Here is a 13,570-nt window from a genome sequence, read left to right as displayed (position 1 = left end):
GGCCTCCTCGGCGCAACCACACTCTTCAAAGCCCTTTCCAGAACCATTCGGTATCCGACCGCAGCCAGCGCCGATATCGCACGGGCGTGGCGGCGCGACGTGAGTCATCATTTTGATGAACCGGTTCATTGACACTGCCAAACTTACCTGCAAAGATCGCAACTCTGCACGGTCCGGTTTTTTTGCCGGGTTTTTTTCCGGTCTTTTTGGAGCATCGCATGCGGCATCCCAGGATTGGTTTTGTTGGTTTTGGAGAAGCCGCACAGTGCTTTTCATCCCACCTGGCAGCACAGGGCGTAAAGCCGATCCTGGCGTATTGCCAGGGCCAGACGAACAGACCGCCCTATTCCGAGGCCTTTATCGCCCAGGCCGCCCGATGCGGGGTCACATTGGTCGACGAGATTGACGATCTCAGCGACATGGATGTCGTCTTCTCGGCGGTGGTCGTCGCCTCGGCCGGACAGATGGGAGAAGCGATCGCTGAGATCATCGGGCCGGACACGCTGGTCATTGACATCAATGCTTCGACACCGACCACCAAGAAACGGGTCGCAGAGGCGGTCGAGGCGCGCGGCGGCCGGTTCGCCGACTCCAATCTGATGGGCGCCGTCAGCCTGTATGGCGCTTCCGTTCCGCTCTATACGTCGGGCAGCGGGGCGGCGCGGTTTTTTCAGATTTTTACGCCACTCGGCTTTTCCATCGAACTCGCAGGCTCCGAAGCGGGCAAGGCCGCCGCGGTCAAGATGCTGCGCAGCGTGGTGACAAAGGGAATCGAAACGCTGGTGGTGGAGGCCCTGACGGCGGCTTCATTGGCCGGCGTGCGGCAGGAAGTCCTACGCGGCATCTGTTCAACGATGGATGCGACAACCTTCAGCAAGTTCCTGGACATGTGCATCCGCACGGACGTGCTGCACGCCGAACGCCGGGCCGTCGAGATGGAAGGGGTCCGCGACGGCCTGCAGGAACTCGGCCTCGAACCGGTGATGACGGAAGCGGTCGTCAAGCGACTTCGTTTATCCTCCGACGCCGCGCTGCGCAGCAGCTTCGCTGAACGCAAAAGTTATAGCGCCGATGACGTCCTTGACGCCTATCATCAGAAGATCGTGCTGTAGCCCGCTTGCCGCGGACGCTTTCCCGGATGTCGCGGAGCCTGTCATCGGGCCGCGCTTCGCGCGGACCCGTTGGCTCATCCGGACTACAACGCCGCCCCAAAAAGAAAAAAGCCGCAAGCATGGCTGCTTGCGGCCTGGCAGTCTGGTGGTGAACTCGAGAGCATCGGTTCTGATTGCATCAGAACCGATGCTCTCGTCTTTCGTTTTGACGCGTTTTCTTGACGCGAACCGGTATCCACTTCGCTCGAAAACGCTATGATCAGCGCTCGGCAAAAGCCTTCTCGACCACGAAGTGGCCGGGCTCGCCGTGGTTGCCTTCGATGAAGTTGCGATCGAGCAGCAGCTGCTTGGTGTCGGTGAGCAGCGCCGGGCTGCCGCAGATCATGACGCGATCCTTTTCGGCCTCCAAATCGGCCAGGCCGACATCGCTGAACAGCTTGCCCGATGACATCAGGTCGGTGATGCGGCCGCGGTTGTGGAAGGGGTCGCGGGTCACGGTCGGGTAATAGATCAGCTGGTTGCGCACCATCTCGCCGAGCATTTCGTCCTTCGGCAGCGTCTCGGTGATCATCTCGCCATAAGCGAGTTCCTTGACGTGGCGGCAGCCGTGCAACAGCACGACCTTCTCGAAACGCTCGTAGGTCTCCGGATCCTTGATCACGCTCAGGAACGGCGCGAGACCCGTGCCGGTGCCGACCAGATACAGGTTGCGGCCGTCAAGCAGGTTGTCGATCACCAGGGTGCCGGTGGCCTTGCGGCTGACGATGATGGAATCGCCTTCCTTGAGATGCTGCAGCCGGGAGGTCAGCGGGCCGTCCTGCACCTTGATGGAGAAGAATTCGAGCTGCTCTTCGTAGTTCGCGCTGGCGACGCTGTAGGCGCGCAGCAGCGGCTTCTCGTTGACCTTCAGGCCGATCATGGTGAATTCGCCGTTGCGGAAACGGAACGAGGGATCGCGGGTGGTCTTGAAGCTGAACAGGGTATCGGTCCAGTGGTGGACGCTGACAACGCTTTCCTGATTGAAGTTGCTCATCTTTGATCCGTCACTCACAAGGCTGAATTTTGGGGTTGTCCGGCCGGAAGGATGCTGAAGAACTTGTCGAAGAAACTTGTCTGGTTAATTCGTTTGTGTACTAATGAATAACCCAATGGGTTCCCACCGTCAAGACCGGGCTCAAGCTGGGGTGTATCTAAGGTATTTTCGCTCAAAACGAAATGCGCTGCACCGCACTAAAATTCTCTTTTTCAACGAGTTAGGGTTATTCTAAGCCAAAATTCCGCCGTTTCGGGGAATGCCCCCGACAGCACCAAAACGAGCACAAAAGGACAGACCCCATGGCGCACGATGAACCGCAGGCAGGCGGCCCCAGCAAGCTGGTGATCCGCAATATCGGCCTGCTCCTGAGTGGCGATATCGACAAACCGGTTCACGACGCCGACACGATTGTTGCCGACAACGGCAAAATCAGCGCCATCGGGCGCGCCAAAGATCTGGATACCGAGGGCGCCACCACGGTGATCGACGCCAACGGTACCACGGTAACGCCCGGCCTGATCGACAGCCATGTGCACCCGGTGGCCGGCGACTGGACCCCCCGGCAGAACCAGATCGGCTGGATCGACAGTTTCCTGAACGGCGGCGTCACCACCATGATCTCCGCCGGCGAGGTCCATATGCCGGGACGTCCGCGGGACGTGGTCGGCGTCAAGGCGATGGCGATCTTTGCGCAACGCGCGTTCGACAATTTCCGCCCCGGCGGGGTCAAGGTCCATGCCGGCGCGCCGGTGATCGAACCGGGCATGACCGAGGAAGATTTCAAGGAACTGGCGGCGGCCGGCGTCAAGCTGCTCGGCGAAGTCGGCCTCGGCGGCGTCAAGGACGGCCCGACCGCGCGCAAGATGGTGGCCTGGGCGCGCAAATACGGCATCCAGAGCACCATCCACACCGGCGGCCCTTCGATCCCCGGCTCCGGGCTGATCGACGCCGACGTGGTGCTGGAGGCCGACACCGACGTGGTCGGCCACATCAATGGCGGCCACACGGCGCTCCCCGACGGCCAGATCCGCTGTATCTGCGAGGGCTGCAAGCGCGGCCTCGAGCTCGTGCACAACGGCAATGAACGCGCCGCGCTCTACACACTGCGGATCGCGCGCGAGATGGGCGACCTCAAGCGCGTCATCCTCGGCACCGATGCGCCGGCCGGCTCCGGCGTGCAGCCGCTTGGCATCCTGCGCATGGTGTCGCTGTTGTCATCGCTCGGCGATGTGCCGGCCGAGGTGGCCTTCTGCTTCGCCACCGGCAACACCGCACGGATGCGCGCGCTGGATTGCGGCCTGATCGAGGTGGGCCGCGCGGCCGATTTCGTCATCATGGACAAGGCCCAGCATTCGGCCGGCAAGAACATCCTGGACAGCGTGCAGCTCGGCGACCTGCCCGGCATCGGCATGACCATCATTGACGGAATCGTGCGCACCCAACGCAGCCGAAATACGCCGCCCGCCACCAAAGTGCCTGAAATCGTCTCTAAAGCCCACTAGCCATCGCGCTGCAGTTTTCGATGGAGCATGTTCCCTGCGCAACCGCGCTTTGCGTTTGTCGCAGGGGAAATCGGCTTCCGTTTTTGCGGATCATGCTCTAGCTGAAATGGCGCGGTCATTCGAATCGCTTAATCCAGCCTTCAAGACACTTTCTACGAGACGCATGCATTGGAAGATGCATGCTTAAGCTCCAAGACGCATGCGTTCGAAAACGCGTGCTTAGGCTTCAAGACGCACGCGTCAGAAAACGCATGCCTGAGGCACATTTTTTGAGACCACAGCCCGGCCTGCCGGGTTGACGTGCATCCACGTCCTGATTGGGTGAGATCATCAGGACGTGGGTGTCACTTCTTTATACGGCCGAGCGCTGCAAGCATCGTTACATCACGACGGGGTCCTTCCCGGGAGCAAATCCTACGCGGCTACTGGCTTGAAAATAATACGACCGCGCTCGCCGGCCCTTCGGTGGGGCCTCGTGATGATCTCAACATCCTGGTCGAAGGCGGTCAGCATCTTCATCAGACGTTCCGCTGAATAATCGTCGAAGTCGCCGCGGAGCAGATGCGACATATCCGGTTGGGAAATGCCCACTAACTTGGCCGCATTGAGCTGAGTCAGGCCTCGCTGCTTGATGAGCCGGCTTAGTTCAATCACGATGCTGGACTTCAGCATCCGCTCTTCGGGATTGGGTAAGCCAAGATCGGCAAAGACGTTGCCGCTTCCTTTGCGAGCTTGAATACGTTTGGCCATGTCAGCGCCCTCCTTTTTCATTCAGCTCGCGGTAATGCACCTCTGCATCCCGTAGACGCGCCTTGATGAGCTCAAGGTCCCGCTGAGGCGTCGCAATACCTTTTTTCGATTTTTTCTGAAAGGCATGCAGCACGTAGACCATCTTTGCAAAACGGACTGTGTAGGCCGCCCGATAGGTGTCTCCGTCAAAATCGTCCACAAGCTCCAAAATCGAACGCCCGCCGAACCCCTTGAGCGCTTTCGCGGCGAGCGGCTCGTCGCCCGCCTGCACTTGATGCAACGCGAATCCCATACGATTCTGCACCTTGAGCGGAAACGCCTTGAGGTCTTTAAGGCTGGAGCCAATAAAGACACATTCCTTGAGATCGGGTGGCTTCCTGCTCACTCTTCCATACTATGGTGATACCACCATATTTCGTCAAGACGACATTTGCCCTGATTGGGTGAGATCATCAGGACGTGGGTGTCACCTCTTTATACGGCCGAGCGCTGCAAGCATCGTTACATCACGACGAAGAAGCGGGCATAATCGCCCGTAGCAACGTAACTGCAGTGGCGAGGCTGAGATGAACGCAGGCAATCATGAGCCAGGTCCTGATTCACGGTATGCCGCAGGCGCAGCGTATCTTGACGGGCGTTACATGCCGGTCACGGACGCCGCCATTCCGGTGACGGACTCGGGCTACCGCCGATCCGATGTGACTTATGATGTCGTCGGCGTCTGGCAGGGCGCATTCTTCCGGCTCGACGATCATATCAACCGCTTCCGCACCTCGATGAACAGCCTGCGCATGACGCCGCCCGAGAGCGACGCGCAGATCAAGGCGATCCTCAATCGGCTGGTGGCGATGGCCTGTTTGCGCGAGGCGTATGTCGCGATGGATTGCCTTCGCGCCGCGCCACCGCCGGGAAAGACGCGGCATCCGTCGAACTGCCGCAGCTATCTGTCGTGTTACGCCATTCCCTGGGTGTCCGTCGCCACCCCCGAGATGTTCGCGCGCGGTTTGCATCTCATCATCCCCAAGGCGCGCCGGATTCCGACGGAAAGCGTCGATCCGACGGTGAAGAACTTCCACTGGGGCGACTTCACCCGCGGGCTGATCGAGGCGGAGGATACTGGAGCAGACTATCCGGTCCTGCTCGACTTCGACGACAACGTCACCGAAGGTTCGGGCTTCAACGTATTCTGCATCATCGACGGCAAGGTCATCTGCCCGGCACGCGGCGCGCTCGAAGGCGTGACCCGCGCATCGGTTCTGGAGATGTGTGCGGAACTCGGCATCCCCACCGAGGTGCGCGATATTCACGCCGACGAATTTCGCGATTCGGATGAGATCTTCGCCAGCACCACGGCGGGAGGCATCATGCCGGCGTCCCGCATCGACGGGCGCATCATGAACAACGACCGTCCCGGGCCGATCTCGGCGCGTCTGAAGGATCTGTTCTGGGCCAAGCGTGCCGAGGGCTGGCACGCCACATCCGTCGATTACTCCGTCGCCACCACTGGGGATTCCGCACCATGATCATCGTGACCGGCGGCACCCAGGGCATCGGGCGCGCGGCAGCACAATGCCTTGCCAAAGCAGGCCACCGCATCCTGATCGCCGGACGCGACAGCGAGGCCGGCGATCAGGCCGCACGCGAGATCGAAGGCGCGACTTATATGCGCGCCGACATGAGTGAGGAGGCCGACTGCCGGGCCCTGGTCGATCGCGCCATGCAATTGGGCGACGGCCGCATCCGCGGCCTGGTCAACAATGCCGGGATCGGCGGCCGCCATGAGTTCGGACAAACCACGGCCAATGATTGGGACACCATCATGCAGGTGAATGCCCGCAGCGTCTTCCTGATGACCCGCTTTGCCCTCGATGGGCTGATCGCGGGACAAGGCGCGGTGGTCAACGTCGCCTCGGTCGCCGGACAGGTCGGTGAAGAGAAGCTCGCGATCTACAGCGCCTCAAAGGCCGCGGTGATCGGGCTCACCCAGTCGCTGGCGCTGGAGCTCGGCCATCTCGTGCGTTTCAACGCCATCTGCCCCGGCCAAGTGGCCACACGGATGATGCAGACGGTGCTGGCCGACGATCGAAAACGCCGCGCGCTGGAGCTGCGGATTCCCTCCGGCCGTCTCGCGACCCCCGAAGATGTCGGCGAGGTCATCGCATGGCTGATCTCGGAGCAGTCCGGCTATGTGAACGGGACGGTGATCCCCGTCGATGGCGGCGAGACCGCCGGCCTGCGCACGCCGCGTCAACTGGACTGAGCCGCATCGACTTGGTCCTGGGCTTAACCCTTATTTTTTCTTCTTCTTTGATGGCCTGACCTTCGCCGCGTTCTTTGCTTTCTTGATCGCACGCTCACGCGCCGCCCTTTCCTCCGGGGTCAGTGTCCGCAATTCCAACGGTTTCAGCGCCATACGACGATCCTCCTGCTTGGTACCGGGCATCACTGGCGACCGCGCCGACAGCTGGTTGCGCTGGATCATACAGCCGTCTCCCATGTTGGTGCGCACTATCTGCTGTGGCCCCGCATCGCGCCCTCTTCAGGCCTTCGGGGCCTGGCATTCGGCGGCCACCGCGGAGCTGCAGCAGCTGCCATGCCAAGCGGCATCTTCGCGGCCCATCCTTCGAGACGCCCGCCCTCATAGTGAAGAGCGCCGCGTGCGGCGCGTCTCGCTGGAAAACGCTCTACAGGCTCCACTTGTCATTCAGCAGCGCAAGGTGCTGCACGTATTTGGAGCTTGGTCCATCCTCACCGTGCTTCTTGCGCCATTTCGGGCCGGGGCCGCGCATGTAATGCGCCTCCGGCCGATACTGCCTGACCGATCCTCCCGACAGCCGGGTCAGAAAATGCGTTCCCCCGGAACGTAGCCCCGCCTGGATCGCGGCCAGAGCAGGATAGAGCGAGAAAAAATGCAACCTCATGCGGGTCTCCGACAGCTCAGCCATTGCCTGATCATCAAAGATGCGGATGTCGCAATAGGAAATCGAGACGGAACGCGACCCGTCCTCATAAGGATTTCATAACCGGCCGGAACGCATCACTTGCCGTCCGGGGTGCGCAGGCCGTGCCAGGCGTCGCGAACCTGATGGTAATGCACCTCGGGCAGGTAATCCGGGGTGTTGAGGTTCAGCGTGCGCACGTCGAGCCGGCCCACAGCGCTCAGTAGCGTGTAGGACGCGATCACCCGATCACGCTGTGCCACGATCTGGCGGGTTTTGGCGTTGATCAGGTCCTGCTGAGCATTCAGCACATCGACGGTGGTGCGCTGGCCGGCCTGCGCTTCACGCCGCACGCCGTCGAGCGCAACGCCGGCCGCCTTCACTTCGGACTCCGCGGCGCGCAGCGCCACCTTGGAGCCTTCGTTGGTAACCCAGGCGCTGGCGACCGCCGTGCGGGCCTGGTTGCGCACCTGCTCCAGCACCAGGCGGCTTTGGGACGCCAGCTCCTTGGCCTGTCGCGTCTGCGATGCTGCCGTGCCGCCGTCATAGATCGGCACGCTGGCTTGTCCGACGATCGATGCCTGGTCGGTGCGGAATGAACCCAGCGTGGTATCGCTCTCGACACTGCGGCTGACGCCGCCCTGGACACTCACCTGCGGCAACAAACTGCTTTCCGCCACGCTGATGGTGGTGGTGGCCACCTCCACGTCGTAGCTCGCGGCGATGACGGCGGGATTTTCGTCGCGGGCCGCCGTGCTCGATTCGCCGAGACTGCCCGGCGACAACCGGTCCACCGTCGCGGCCGGCATCAGCGATCCCGGTAACTGGCCGATCACCTGGGCGTAGGTTTCCTTGCTGATGGCATAGGCCACCTCGGCAGCGTTGAGGTCGGCGAGCCCTCGGCTGAGCCGCGCCTCGGCCTGGGCGGTATCGGTCGGGGTGACGTCGCCGGACTCCAGCCGCCGGCGGGTGATGGTCAATGTCTCTTTCAGGAACGTTACGTTGGCACGCTGGGCTTCGACCAGCGCCTGGCTGGCCAGCACGTTCATATAGGCGGTGACGCCATCCAGCAGCACGCCCTGGCCGACATTGCGCAGCGCCTCGCGGCCTGATTTGACCTGGAACTCGGCGACACGAACGCTGCTGGCGGTCTTGAAGCCGTTAAACAGCACTTGCGTGACGGTGACACCGATTGTCCAGGGCCGCAGCGTGGCGTTGGCAATGACATTGCCCGGCAGCAAATCGCGGACCTGCTGCAGGCCGGTGCTCAGGCTCGCCATGATCTGCGGTCGGTAGCCGGCCAGTGCCTGCGGCACGTTCTCATCGGTGGCGCGCTGCCGGGCCCGCTCCGCATTGAGCTGCGGGTTGGCCTGATAAGCCAACACGAGGGCCGTTTCGATGGTTTCAGCCGAGGCGGATCGACCGCTCCCCAGATGCAGCAGAACCGCGAAGGCGCCGATCCGCAACATCGCCGCCGTCCGCCGCGTCCACGCACTGTGCCAGCTCAAAAACATCGACTGCATCACTCCGCCGGCGCCAACGCCGCGGCGCCGGGCAGGCTCCGCCCACTCCTCCGCCGCGAGAACATCGAGATCAGCACCGGCAACGTCACCAGGATGATGGCCGGCGCGAGCGTCATCCCGGCCACCACAACCACGGCCAGCGGCTTCTGCACCTGCGATCCGATCCCGGAAGACAACGCAGCGGGCAGCAGTCCAATGCCCGCGACCACACAGGTCATGATCACCGGCCGCAGTTGTAGCTCACCCGTGCGCAGCACCGCCGCCTTGCGATCCATCCCCGCATCGATCAACTGGTTGTACTGCGAAAGAATAATGATGCCGTCCATCACCGAGATGCCGAACAAGGCGATGAACCCGATCGCCGCCGACACGCTGAAGGGAATTCCGGTGAGCAGCAGCCCGGCGACGCCGCCGAGGATGGCCATCGGAATCACGCTCATGGTCAGAAGCACGTCGACCACCGATCCGAAATTGAACCAGAGCAGAAGCGCGATCAGCGCCAAACTGATCGGCACCACCACCGACAGCCGGCGGATGGCATCCTGCAGGTTGCCGAATTCGCCGACCCATTCGACATGCGAGCCCGGCGGCAGCTGCACCTGCTGCGCGATCTTCTCCTGCGCCTCTTTGATGGTGCTGCCGAGATCGCGCTCCCGCACCGAGAACTTGATCGGCAAATAGCGCTCCTGCTGTTCGCGATAGATATAGGCCGCGCCGGACACCAGGCGGATGTCGGCGATTTCGCTCAGGGGGATCTGCGTGGTGCCGTTCGGCCCCTGCGCGCCGACCCGCAGGTTCTGGATCGCTTCCGCGCTCTTGCAGTATTCGGGAGCGAGCCGCACCATGATCGGGAAATGCCGGTCGCTGCCGGGTTCATACAGGTCGCCGGCGCTGTCGCCACCAATCGCGACCCGGATGGTCGAGTTGATATCGCCCGGCGAGAGGCCGTAACGCGCCGCACGCGCCCGGTCGATATCGATCTGCAGCGTCGGTTGTCCCAGCGAGGTGAACACCGACAGGTCGGTGACACCGGGCACCGTCGCAAGCACCGCCTTCATCTTGTTCGCGGTCTCCGTCAGCGCCACCAGGTCGTTGCCATAGAGCTTGATCGAGTTCTCGCCCTTCACGCCGGAGACAGCCTCAGCGACATTGTCCTGCAGGTATTGCGAGAAATTGAATTCGACGCCGGGAAAACGCGCCTGCAGTTGCCTCAGCATGCGTGCCGTCAGGTCGTCCTTGTCATGGGAGCCCGGCCACTCGCTCGCCGGGCGCAGCGGCGCGAAAAACTCGGCGTTGAACGGGCCGGCGGCGTCGGTGCCGTCGTCGGGCCGGCCGTGCTGCGACACCACTGACTCGACCTCGGGGAAACTGCGGATCAGCTTGCGCATGTGATTGACGTAGCTGTTGCCCTCCTGCAGCGAGATGGTCGACGGCAGCGTCGCACGAATCCAGAGATTGCCCTCCTCGAGCTTGGGCAGGAATTCGAGGCCCAGCAGGCGGACAGCGATCACGGTGAGCACCACCAGGGCCGCCGCCGCCATCATCACCGTGCGGCAGCTGTCGTTGGCGCGCCGCAGCACCGGCATATAAAGACGATGCAGACAACCCACGACAAGCGTTTCGGTCTCCCGCACATGCGCCGGCAGGATGATCGCGCTCAGCGCCGGGGTGATGGTGAAGGTCGCGAGCAGTCCTCCAGCGAGCGCATAGGCATAAGTGCGCGCCATCGGTCCGAAAATATTGCCCTCGACACCACTGAGGGTAAACAGCGGCAGGAACGCCGCGATGATGATGCCGGCGGCGAAAAAGATCGAGCGGGCGACGTCGGTCGAGGCGCTGAGAATGGCATGGCTCTTCATGTCCAGCACGGTCTTGGCCGAGATCGTCCGCTGCTCCTGCTCCGACAGCTCGACCGTGTGCGACAGCCGCCGGAAGATCGCCTCCACCATGATCACGGTGGCATCGACGATCAGGCCGAAATCGATGGCACCGACCGACAGCAGATTGGCGGATTCGCCGCGCAGCACCAGGATGATAACGGCGAAGAACAGCGCGAACGGAATGGTGGCGCCAACAATGATCGCGCTGCGCAGGTTGCCGAGGAACAACCACTGCAGCACCACGATCAGGACGATGCCGAGCACCATGTTGTGCAGCACGGTGTGGGTCGTGGTGTCGAGCAGATCCTTGCGATCGTAGATCCGCTCGATGTGCACGCCGGGCGGCAAGATCGTCGAGCCGTTGATGCTCCTGACCAGTTGCTCGACCCGGGCGATGGTCGGCGCGCTCTGCTCGCCGCGGCGCATCAGCACGATGCCCTGCACGATGTCGTCGTCCTGGTCCATGCCGGCGATGCCCAGCCGCGGCTTCTCGCCCACCATCACCGTCGCCACGTCCTTCACCAGCACCGGGTTGCCGTTGTTCTGGGCCAGCATGGTGTTGGCGAGATCGTCGGCGGACTTGATCAGGCCGACGCCGCGCACCACCGCGGACTGCGAACCGATATCGATGGTGTTGCCGCCGACATTGACGTTGGAATTGCCGATGGTCTGCAGCAGCTGCGGCAGCGTCAGGCCATTGGCAACCAGTTTGCCGAAATCGACCTGCAGGTCGTAGGTCTTGCTCTTGCCGCCCCAGCCGGTGACGTCGATCACGCCGGGAACGGAGCGGAAGCGACGCTGCAGCACCCAGTCCTGCAGCGTCTTGAGATCCAGCACGCTGTAGTTCGGCGGCCCGACCAGCCGGTAGCGATAGATCTCCCCGATCGGGCTGAGCGGCGAAATCTGCGGCTGCGCGCCGTTCGGAAGCTGCGGCAGCTGCGACAGGCGATTGAGCACCTGCTGCTGCGCGTCGTCATAGGTGTAGTCGAACGAAAACTGCAGTTTGATGTCGGACAGGCCATACAACGAAATCGTGCGGATGACGCGCAGGTTCTTGAGGCCGGCAACCTGGGTTTCGATCGGGATGGTGATATAGCGCTCAACCTCTTCGGCCGAGAGGCCGGAAGTCTGGGTGACGATATCGACCATCGGCGGGGTCGGATCGGGATAGGCTTCGATGTTGAGCTGGGCGAACGCGATCAGGCCGCCGACCACAATGCCGAGGAACAACGCCAGCATCAGGAAGCGGCGGTTGACGGCAAAGGCGACGAGGCGATCCATGGGGACTCTGCATTCGGAACGGGTTTGACGGGACCGGTGTCAACTGCCCGACGCGGCCCGGTCGATGAACAGGCTGCCCCTGGTGACGATGGTCTCGCCGGGCGCAAGGTTGTCGCGGATCTCGACGAGGTCGCCGTTGGTCAGGCCCGTGGCGACCTGGCGCAGCTCGATAGACTTGTCGGCGCCGGTGACCCAGAGGCGCACCTTGTCACCCTCGCGGATCAAAGCGGACTTCGGCGCTGCGACCGCGCGGCGATCCGCGCCAGAATAGATCGTAACGCTCGCGAACATCTCAGGCTTCAGTATCCCCTTGGCATTATCGACGGTCGCGCGGACCATCAGCCGGCGCGTGGCCGGATCGATCGCCGCCGCCACATAATCGATGCGCGCCCTGAATACCTGGTTCGGGAACGCCAGCACCGAGAACACCATGTCCTCGCCAAGGCCGATATCGGCGGCTTCGGTCTCCCGGACGAACGCGGTCAGCCAGACTGTCGACAGGTCGCCGATCATGAACACGGGATCGCTGGCGCCCGTGCTCACATATTGTCCGGGCCCCGCCTTGCGTTGCACCACGGTGCCGGCGATCGGCGCCGAGATCACGGTGTCGGCGCTGATGCGCCCCTTGTCCTGGAAAGTGGCGATCGCGGCATCGCTCAGTCCGAGGATGCGCAGACGATTGCGGACCGCTTCCAGCGCCACCTCCGAGGACTGCATGTCGTTCTCCGCCGAGACCAGACCGGCCTGCGCCTGCTGCACGTCTTTCAGCGGAATAGCCTTGCCGACGAACAGATCCTTCGCCCGCCTGTCCTGAAGCCGCGCCAGCTCGAGCTGCGCCCGTGCCTTGTTCAGCCCGGTCAGCGCGGTGATGAAATCGTTCTGCGCCTGGACATTGTCGGTCGCCTCGATCACGACCAGCGGCTGCCCCTGCGTCACGCCGTCGCCGGGCCGCGCCAACAGCCTGACGATGCGCCCGCTATAGGGCGAGAAGATCGGCGTCGCGCGATCCTCGTCGACCGCGATCTTGCCTTCGGTCACATGCTCGGTACGGAATACGCGCTCGCTCACCGGCTCGACGGACAGGCCTGCCCATTCGGCGGCGGTCGGCTTATAGCGACCCTGATCGCGCACGTGCGGCGGCGCCTCGATGTGCGTGGCCGACATCTTGCTGATACCGATCACGCCGAGGCCGGCCATGACCAGAAGCAGCAGTCCGGCAGGCAGGAAACGCCTGCGCAACAACGCTGTCATGGCTGCGCCGGCCACATCGGCGATTTCGGTCCGCCGTAATAGCGCAGCTCGGTGTTATGACCATACGACGACGTCGCCGCGGGCGACACACCGGCATCGCTGATGCAGCCGGCCAGCATGGACGCCAGCACCGAGATCGCCAGGGCGACGCCGACCCTCCGTATGAATAATGTCATGCTCATGGATATCCCTCTGCCTGCTGCCGCGAGGCCGGGCGTCAACACGACGCCGGCCTCGCGGATCTCCGGGCCTTCACTCAGGAACGTGTTCTCGGGACCACGCCAACGAAGCCAGCG

General features: G+C 62.8%; 13 protein-coding genes. 4 read left to right on the top strand and 9 right to left on the bottom strand.

Features of this window, described 5'->3' with window-relative positions; genetic code table 11:
* Window positions 1-218 precede the first annotated feature (218 nt).
* Complete coding sequence (locus RS897_RS18525; RefSeq protein ID WP_315837959.1) at window positions 219-1,112, top strand: NAD(P)-dependent oxidoreductase; 894 nt, start codon at window positions 219-221, stop codon at window positions 1,110-1,112.
* Window positions 1,113-1,371: 259 nt separating this feature from the next.
* Here RS897_RS18525 and RS897_RS18520 read toward each other — a convergent pair whose 3' ends face one another.
* Complete coding sequence (locus tag RS897_RS18520; RefSeq protein WP_315837958.1) at window positions 1,372-2,145, bottom strand: ferredoxin--NADP reductase; 774 nt, start codon at window positions 2,143-2,145, stop codon at window positions 1,372-1,374.
* 302 nt (window positions 2,146-2,447) lie between these two features.
* Here RS897_RS18520 and RS897_RS18515 point away from each other — a divergent pair, with 302 nt between their 5' ends.
* The gene (locus tag RS897_RS18515; protein ID WP_315837957.1) at window positions 2,448-3,650 is read left to right on the top strand and encodes an amidohydrolase family protein; all 1,203 of its coding nucleotides are present in this window, start codon (window positions 2,448-2,450) and stop codon (window positions 3,648-3,650) included.
* 414 nt (window positions 3,651-4,064) lie between these two features.
* On the opposite strand, the gene RS897_RS18510 is transcribed toward RS897_RS18515, so the two are convergent.
* Both RS897_RS18510 and RS897_RS18505 read right to left on the bottom strand, forming a co-directional pair.
* Window positions 4,065-4,400, bottom strand: a complete 336-nt coding sequence (locus RS897_RS18510; protein ID WP_315837956.1) for a helix-turn-helix domain-containing protein — start codon at window positions 4,398-4,400, stop codon at window positions 4,065-4,067.
* Between the two features lies 1 nt (window position 4,401).
* A complete protein-coding gene (locus tag RS897_RS18505; protein ID WP_315837955.1) occupies window positions 4,402-4,785 on the bottom strand; it encodes a type II toxin-antitoxin system RelE/ParE family toxin in 384 nt (127 codons plus the stop codon).
* 256 nt (window positions 4,786-5,041) lie between these two features.
* On the opposite strand from RS897_RS18505, the gene RS897_RS18500 reads away from it, so the two are divergent.
* Window positions 5,042-5,923, top strand: coding sequence for an aminotransferase class IV (locus RS897_RS18500; protein ID WP_315837954.1), 882 nt, complete (start codon window positions 5,042-5,044; stop codon window positions 5,921-5,923).
* Window positions 5,920-6,660: an SDR family NAD(P)-dependent oxidoreductase gene (locus RS897_RS18495; RefSeq protein ID WP_315837953.1), complete on the top strand. Its 741-nt coding sequence runs from the start codon at window positions 5,920-5,922 to the stop codon at window positions 6,658-6,660. Before RS897_RS18500 ends, RS897_RS18495 begins: the two co-directional genes overlap by 4 nt.
* 30 nt (window positions 6,661-6,690) lie before the next feature.
* On the opposite strand, the gene RS897_RS18490 is transcribed toward RS897_RS18495, so the two are convergent.
* The 6 genes from RS897_RS18490 to RS897_RS18465 all read right to left on the bottom strand — a co-directional run bounded on the left by RS897_RS18490 (window position 6,691) and on the right by RS897_RS18465 (window position 13,450).
* Complete coding sequence (locus RS897_RS18490) at window positions 6,691-6,882, bottom strand: hypothetical protein (protein ID WP_315837952.1); 192 nt, start codon at window positions 6,880-6,882, stop codon at window positions 6,691-6,693.
* Between the two features lie 202 nt (window positions 6,883-7,084).
* A complete protein-coding gene (locus RS897_RS18485) occupies window positions 7,085-7,321 on the bottom strand; it encodes a hypothetical protein (protein ID WP_315837951.1) in 237 nt (78 codons plus the stop codon).
* Window positions 7,322-7,437: 116 nt separating this feature from the next.
* A complete protein-coding gene (locus RS897_RS18480; protein ID WP_315837950.1) occupies window positions 7,438-8,808 on the bottom strand; it encodes a TolC family outer membrane protein in 1,371 nt (456 codons plus the stop codon).
* A 53-nt stretch (window positions 8,809-8,861) separates the two neighbouring features.
* Window positions 8,862-12,023 carry an efflux RND transporter permease subunit gene (locus tag RS897_RS18475; protein ID WP_315837949.1) on the bottom strand — a complete coding sequence of 1,054 codons (3,162 nt, stop codon included), beginning with the start codon at window positions 12,021-12,023 and terminating at the stop codon, window positions 8,862-8,864.
* Between the two features lie 39 nt (window positions 12,024-12,062).
* The gene (locus RS897_RS18470; protein ID WP_315837948.1) at window positions 12,063-13,274 is read right to left on the bottom strand and encodes an efflux RND transporter periplasmic adaptor subunit; all 1,212 of its coding nucleotides are present in this window, start codon (window positions 13,272-13,274) and stop codon (window positions 12,063-12,065) included.
* Window positions 13,271-13,450 carry a hypothetical protein gene (locus RS897_RS18465; protein ID WP_315837947.1) on the bottom strand — a complete coding sequence of 60 codons (180 nt, stop codon included), beginning with the start codon at window positions 13,448-13,450 and terminating at the stop codon, window positions 13,271-13,273. Before RS897_RS18465 ends, RS897_RS18470 begins: the two co-directional genes overlap by 4 nt.
* Window positions 13,451-13,570 lie beyond the last annotated feature (120 nt).

It is taken from the genome of Bradyrhizobium prioriisuperbiae, assembly GCF_032397745.1.
In the GTDB taxonomy this organism is placed as follows: Bacteria; Pseudomonadota; Alphaproteobacteria; order Rhizobiales; family Xanthobacteraceae; genus Bradyrhizobium_A; species Bradyrhizobium_A prioriisuperbiae.
This window is presented reverse-complemented; position numbering and strand designations above follow the sequence as displayed.

What these genes read in the sequence shown, in the direction of transcription:
- RS897_RS18525 (WP_315837959.1), top strand. Translation starts at nt 219, where the DNA reads ATGCGGCATCCCAGGATTGGTTTTGTTGGTTTTGGAGAAGCCGCACAG.
- RS897_RS18520 (WP_315837958.1), bottom strand. Translation starts at nt 2,145, where the DNA reads ATGAGCAACTTCAATCAGGAAAGCGTTGTCAGCGTCCACCACTGGACC.
- RS897_RS18515 (WP_315837957.1), top strand. Translation starts at nt 2,448, where the DNA reads ATGGCGCACGATGAACCGCAGGCAGGCGGCCCCAGCAAGCTGGTGATC.
- RS897_RS18510 (WP_315837956.1), bottom strand. Translation starts at nt 4,400, where the DNA reads ATGGCCAAACGTATTCAAGCTCGCAAAGGAAGCGGCAACGTCTTTGCC.
- RS897_RS18500 (WP_315837954.1), top strand. Translation starts at nt 5,042, where the DNA reads ATGCCGGTCACGGACGCCGCCATTCCGGTGACGGACTCGGGCTACCGC.
- RS897_RS18495 (WP_315837953.1), top strand. Translation starts at nt 5,920, where the DNA reads ATGATCATCGTGACCGGCGGCACCCAGGGCATCGGGCGCGCGGCAGCA.
- RS897_RS18490 (WP_315837952.1), bottom strand. Translation starts at nt 6,882, where the DNA reads ATGATCCAGCGCAACCAGCTGTCGGCGCGGTCGCCAGTGATGCCCGGT.
- RS897_RS18485 (WP_315837951.1), bottom strand. Translation starts at nt 7,321, where the DNA reads ATGAGGTTGCATTTTTTCTCGCTCTATCCTGCTCTGGCCGCGATCCAG.
- RS897_RS18480 (WP_315837950.1), bottom strand. Translation starts at nt 8,808, where the DNA reads ATGTTGCGGATCGGCGCCTTCGCGGTTCTGCTGCATCTGGGGAGCGGT.
- RS897_RS18475 (WP_315837949.1), bottom strand. Translation starts at nt 12,023, where the DNA reads ATGGATCGCCTCGTCGCCTTTGCCGTCAACCGCCGCTTCCTGATGCTG.
- RS897_RS18470 (WP_315837948.1), bottom strand. Translation starts at nt 13,274, where the DNA reads ATGACAGCGTTGTTGCGCAGGCGTTTCCTGCCTGCCGGACTGCTGCTT.
- RS897_RS18465 (WP_315837947.1), bottom strand. Translation starts at nt 13,450, where the DNA reads ATGACATTATTCATACGGAGGGTCGGCGTCGCCCTGGCGATCTCGGTG.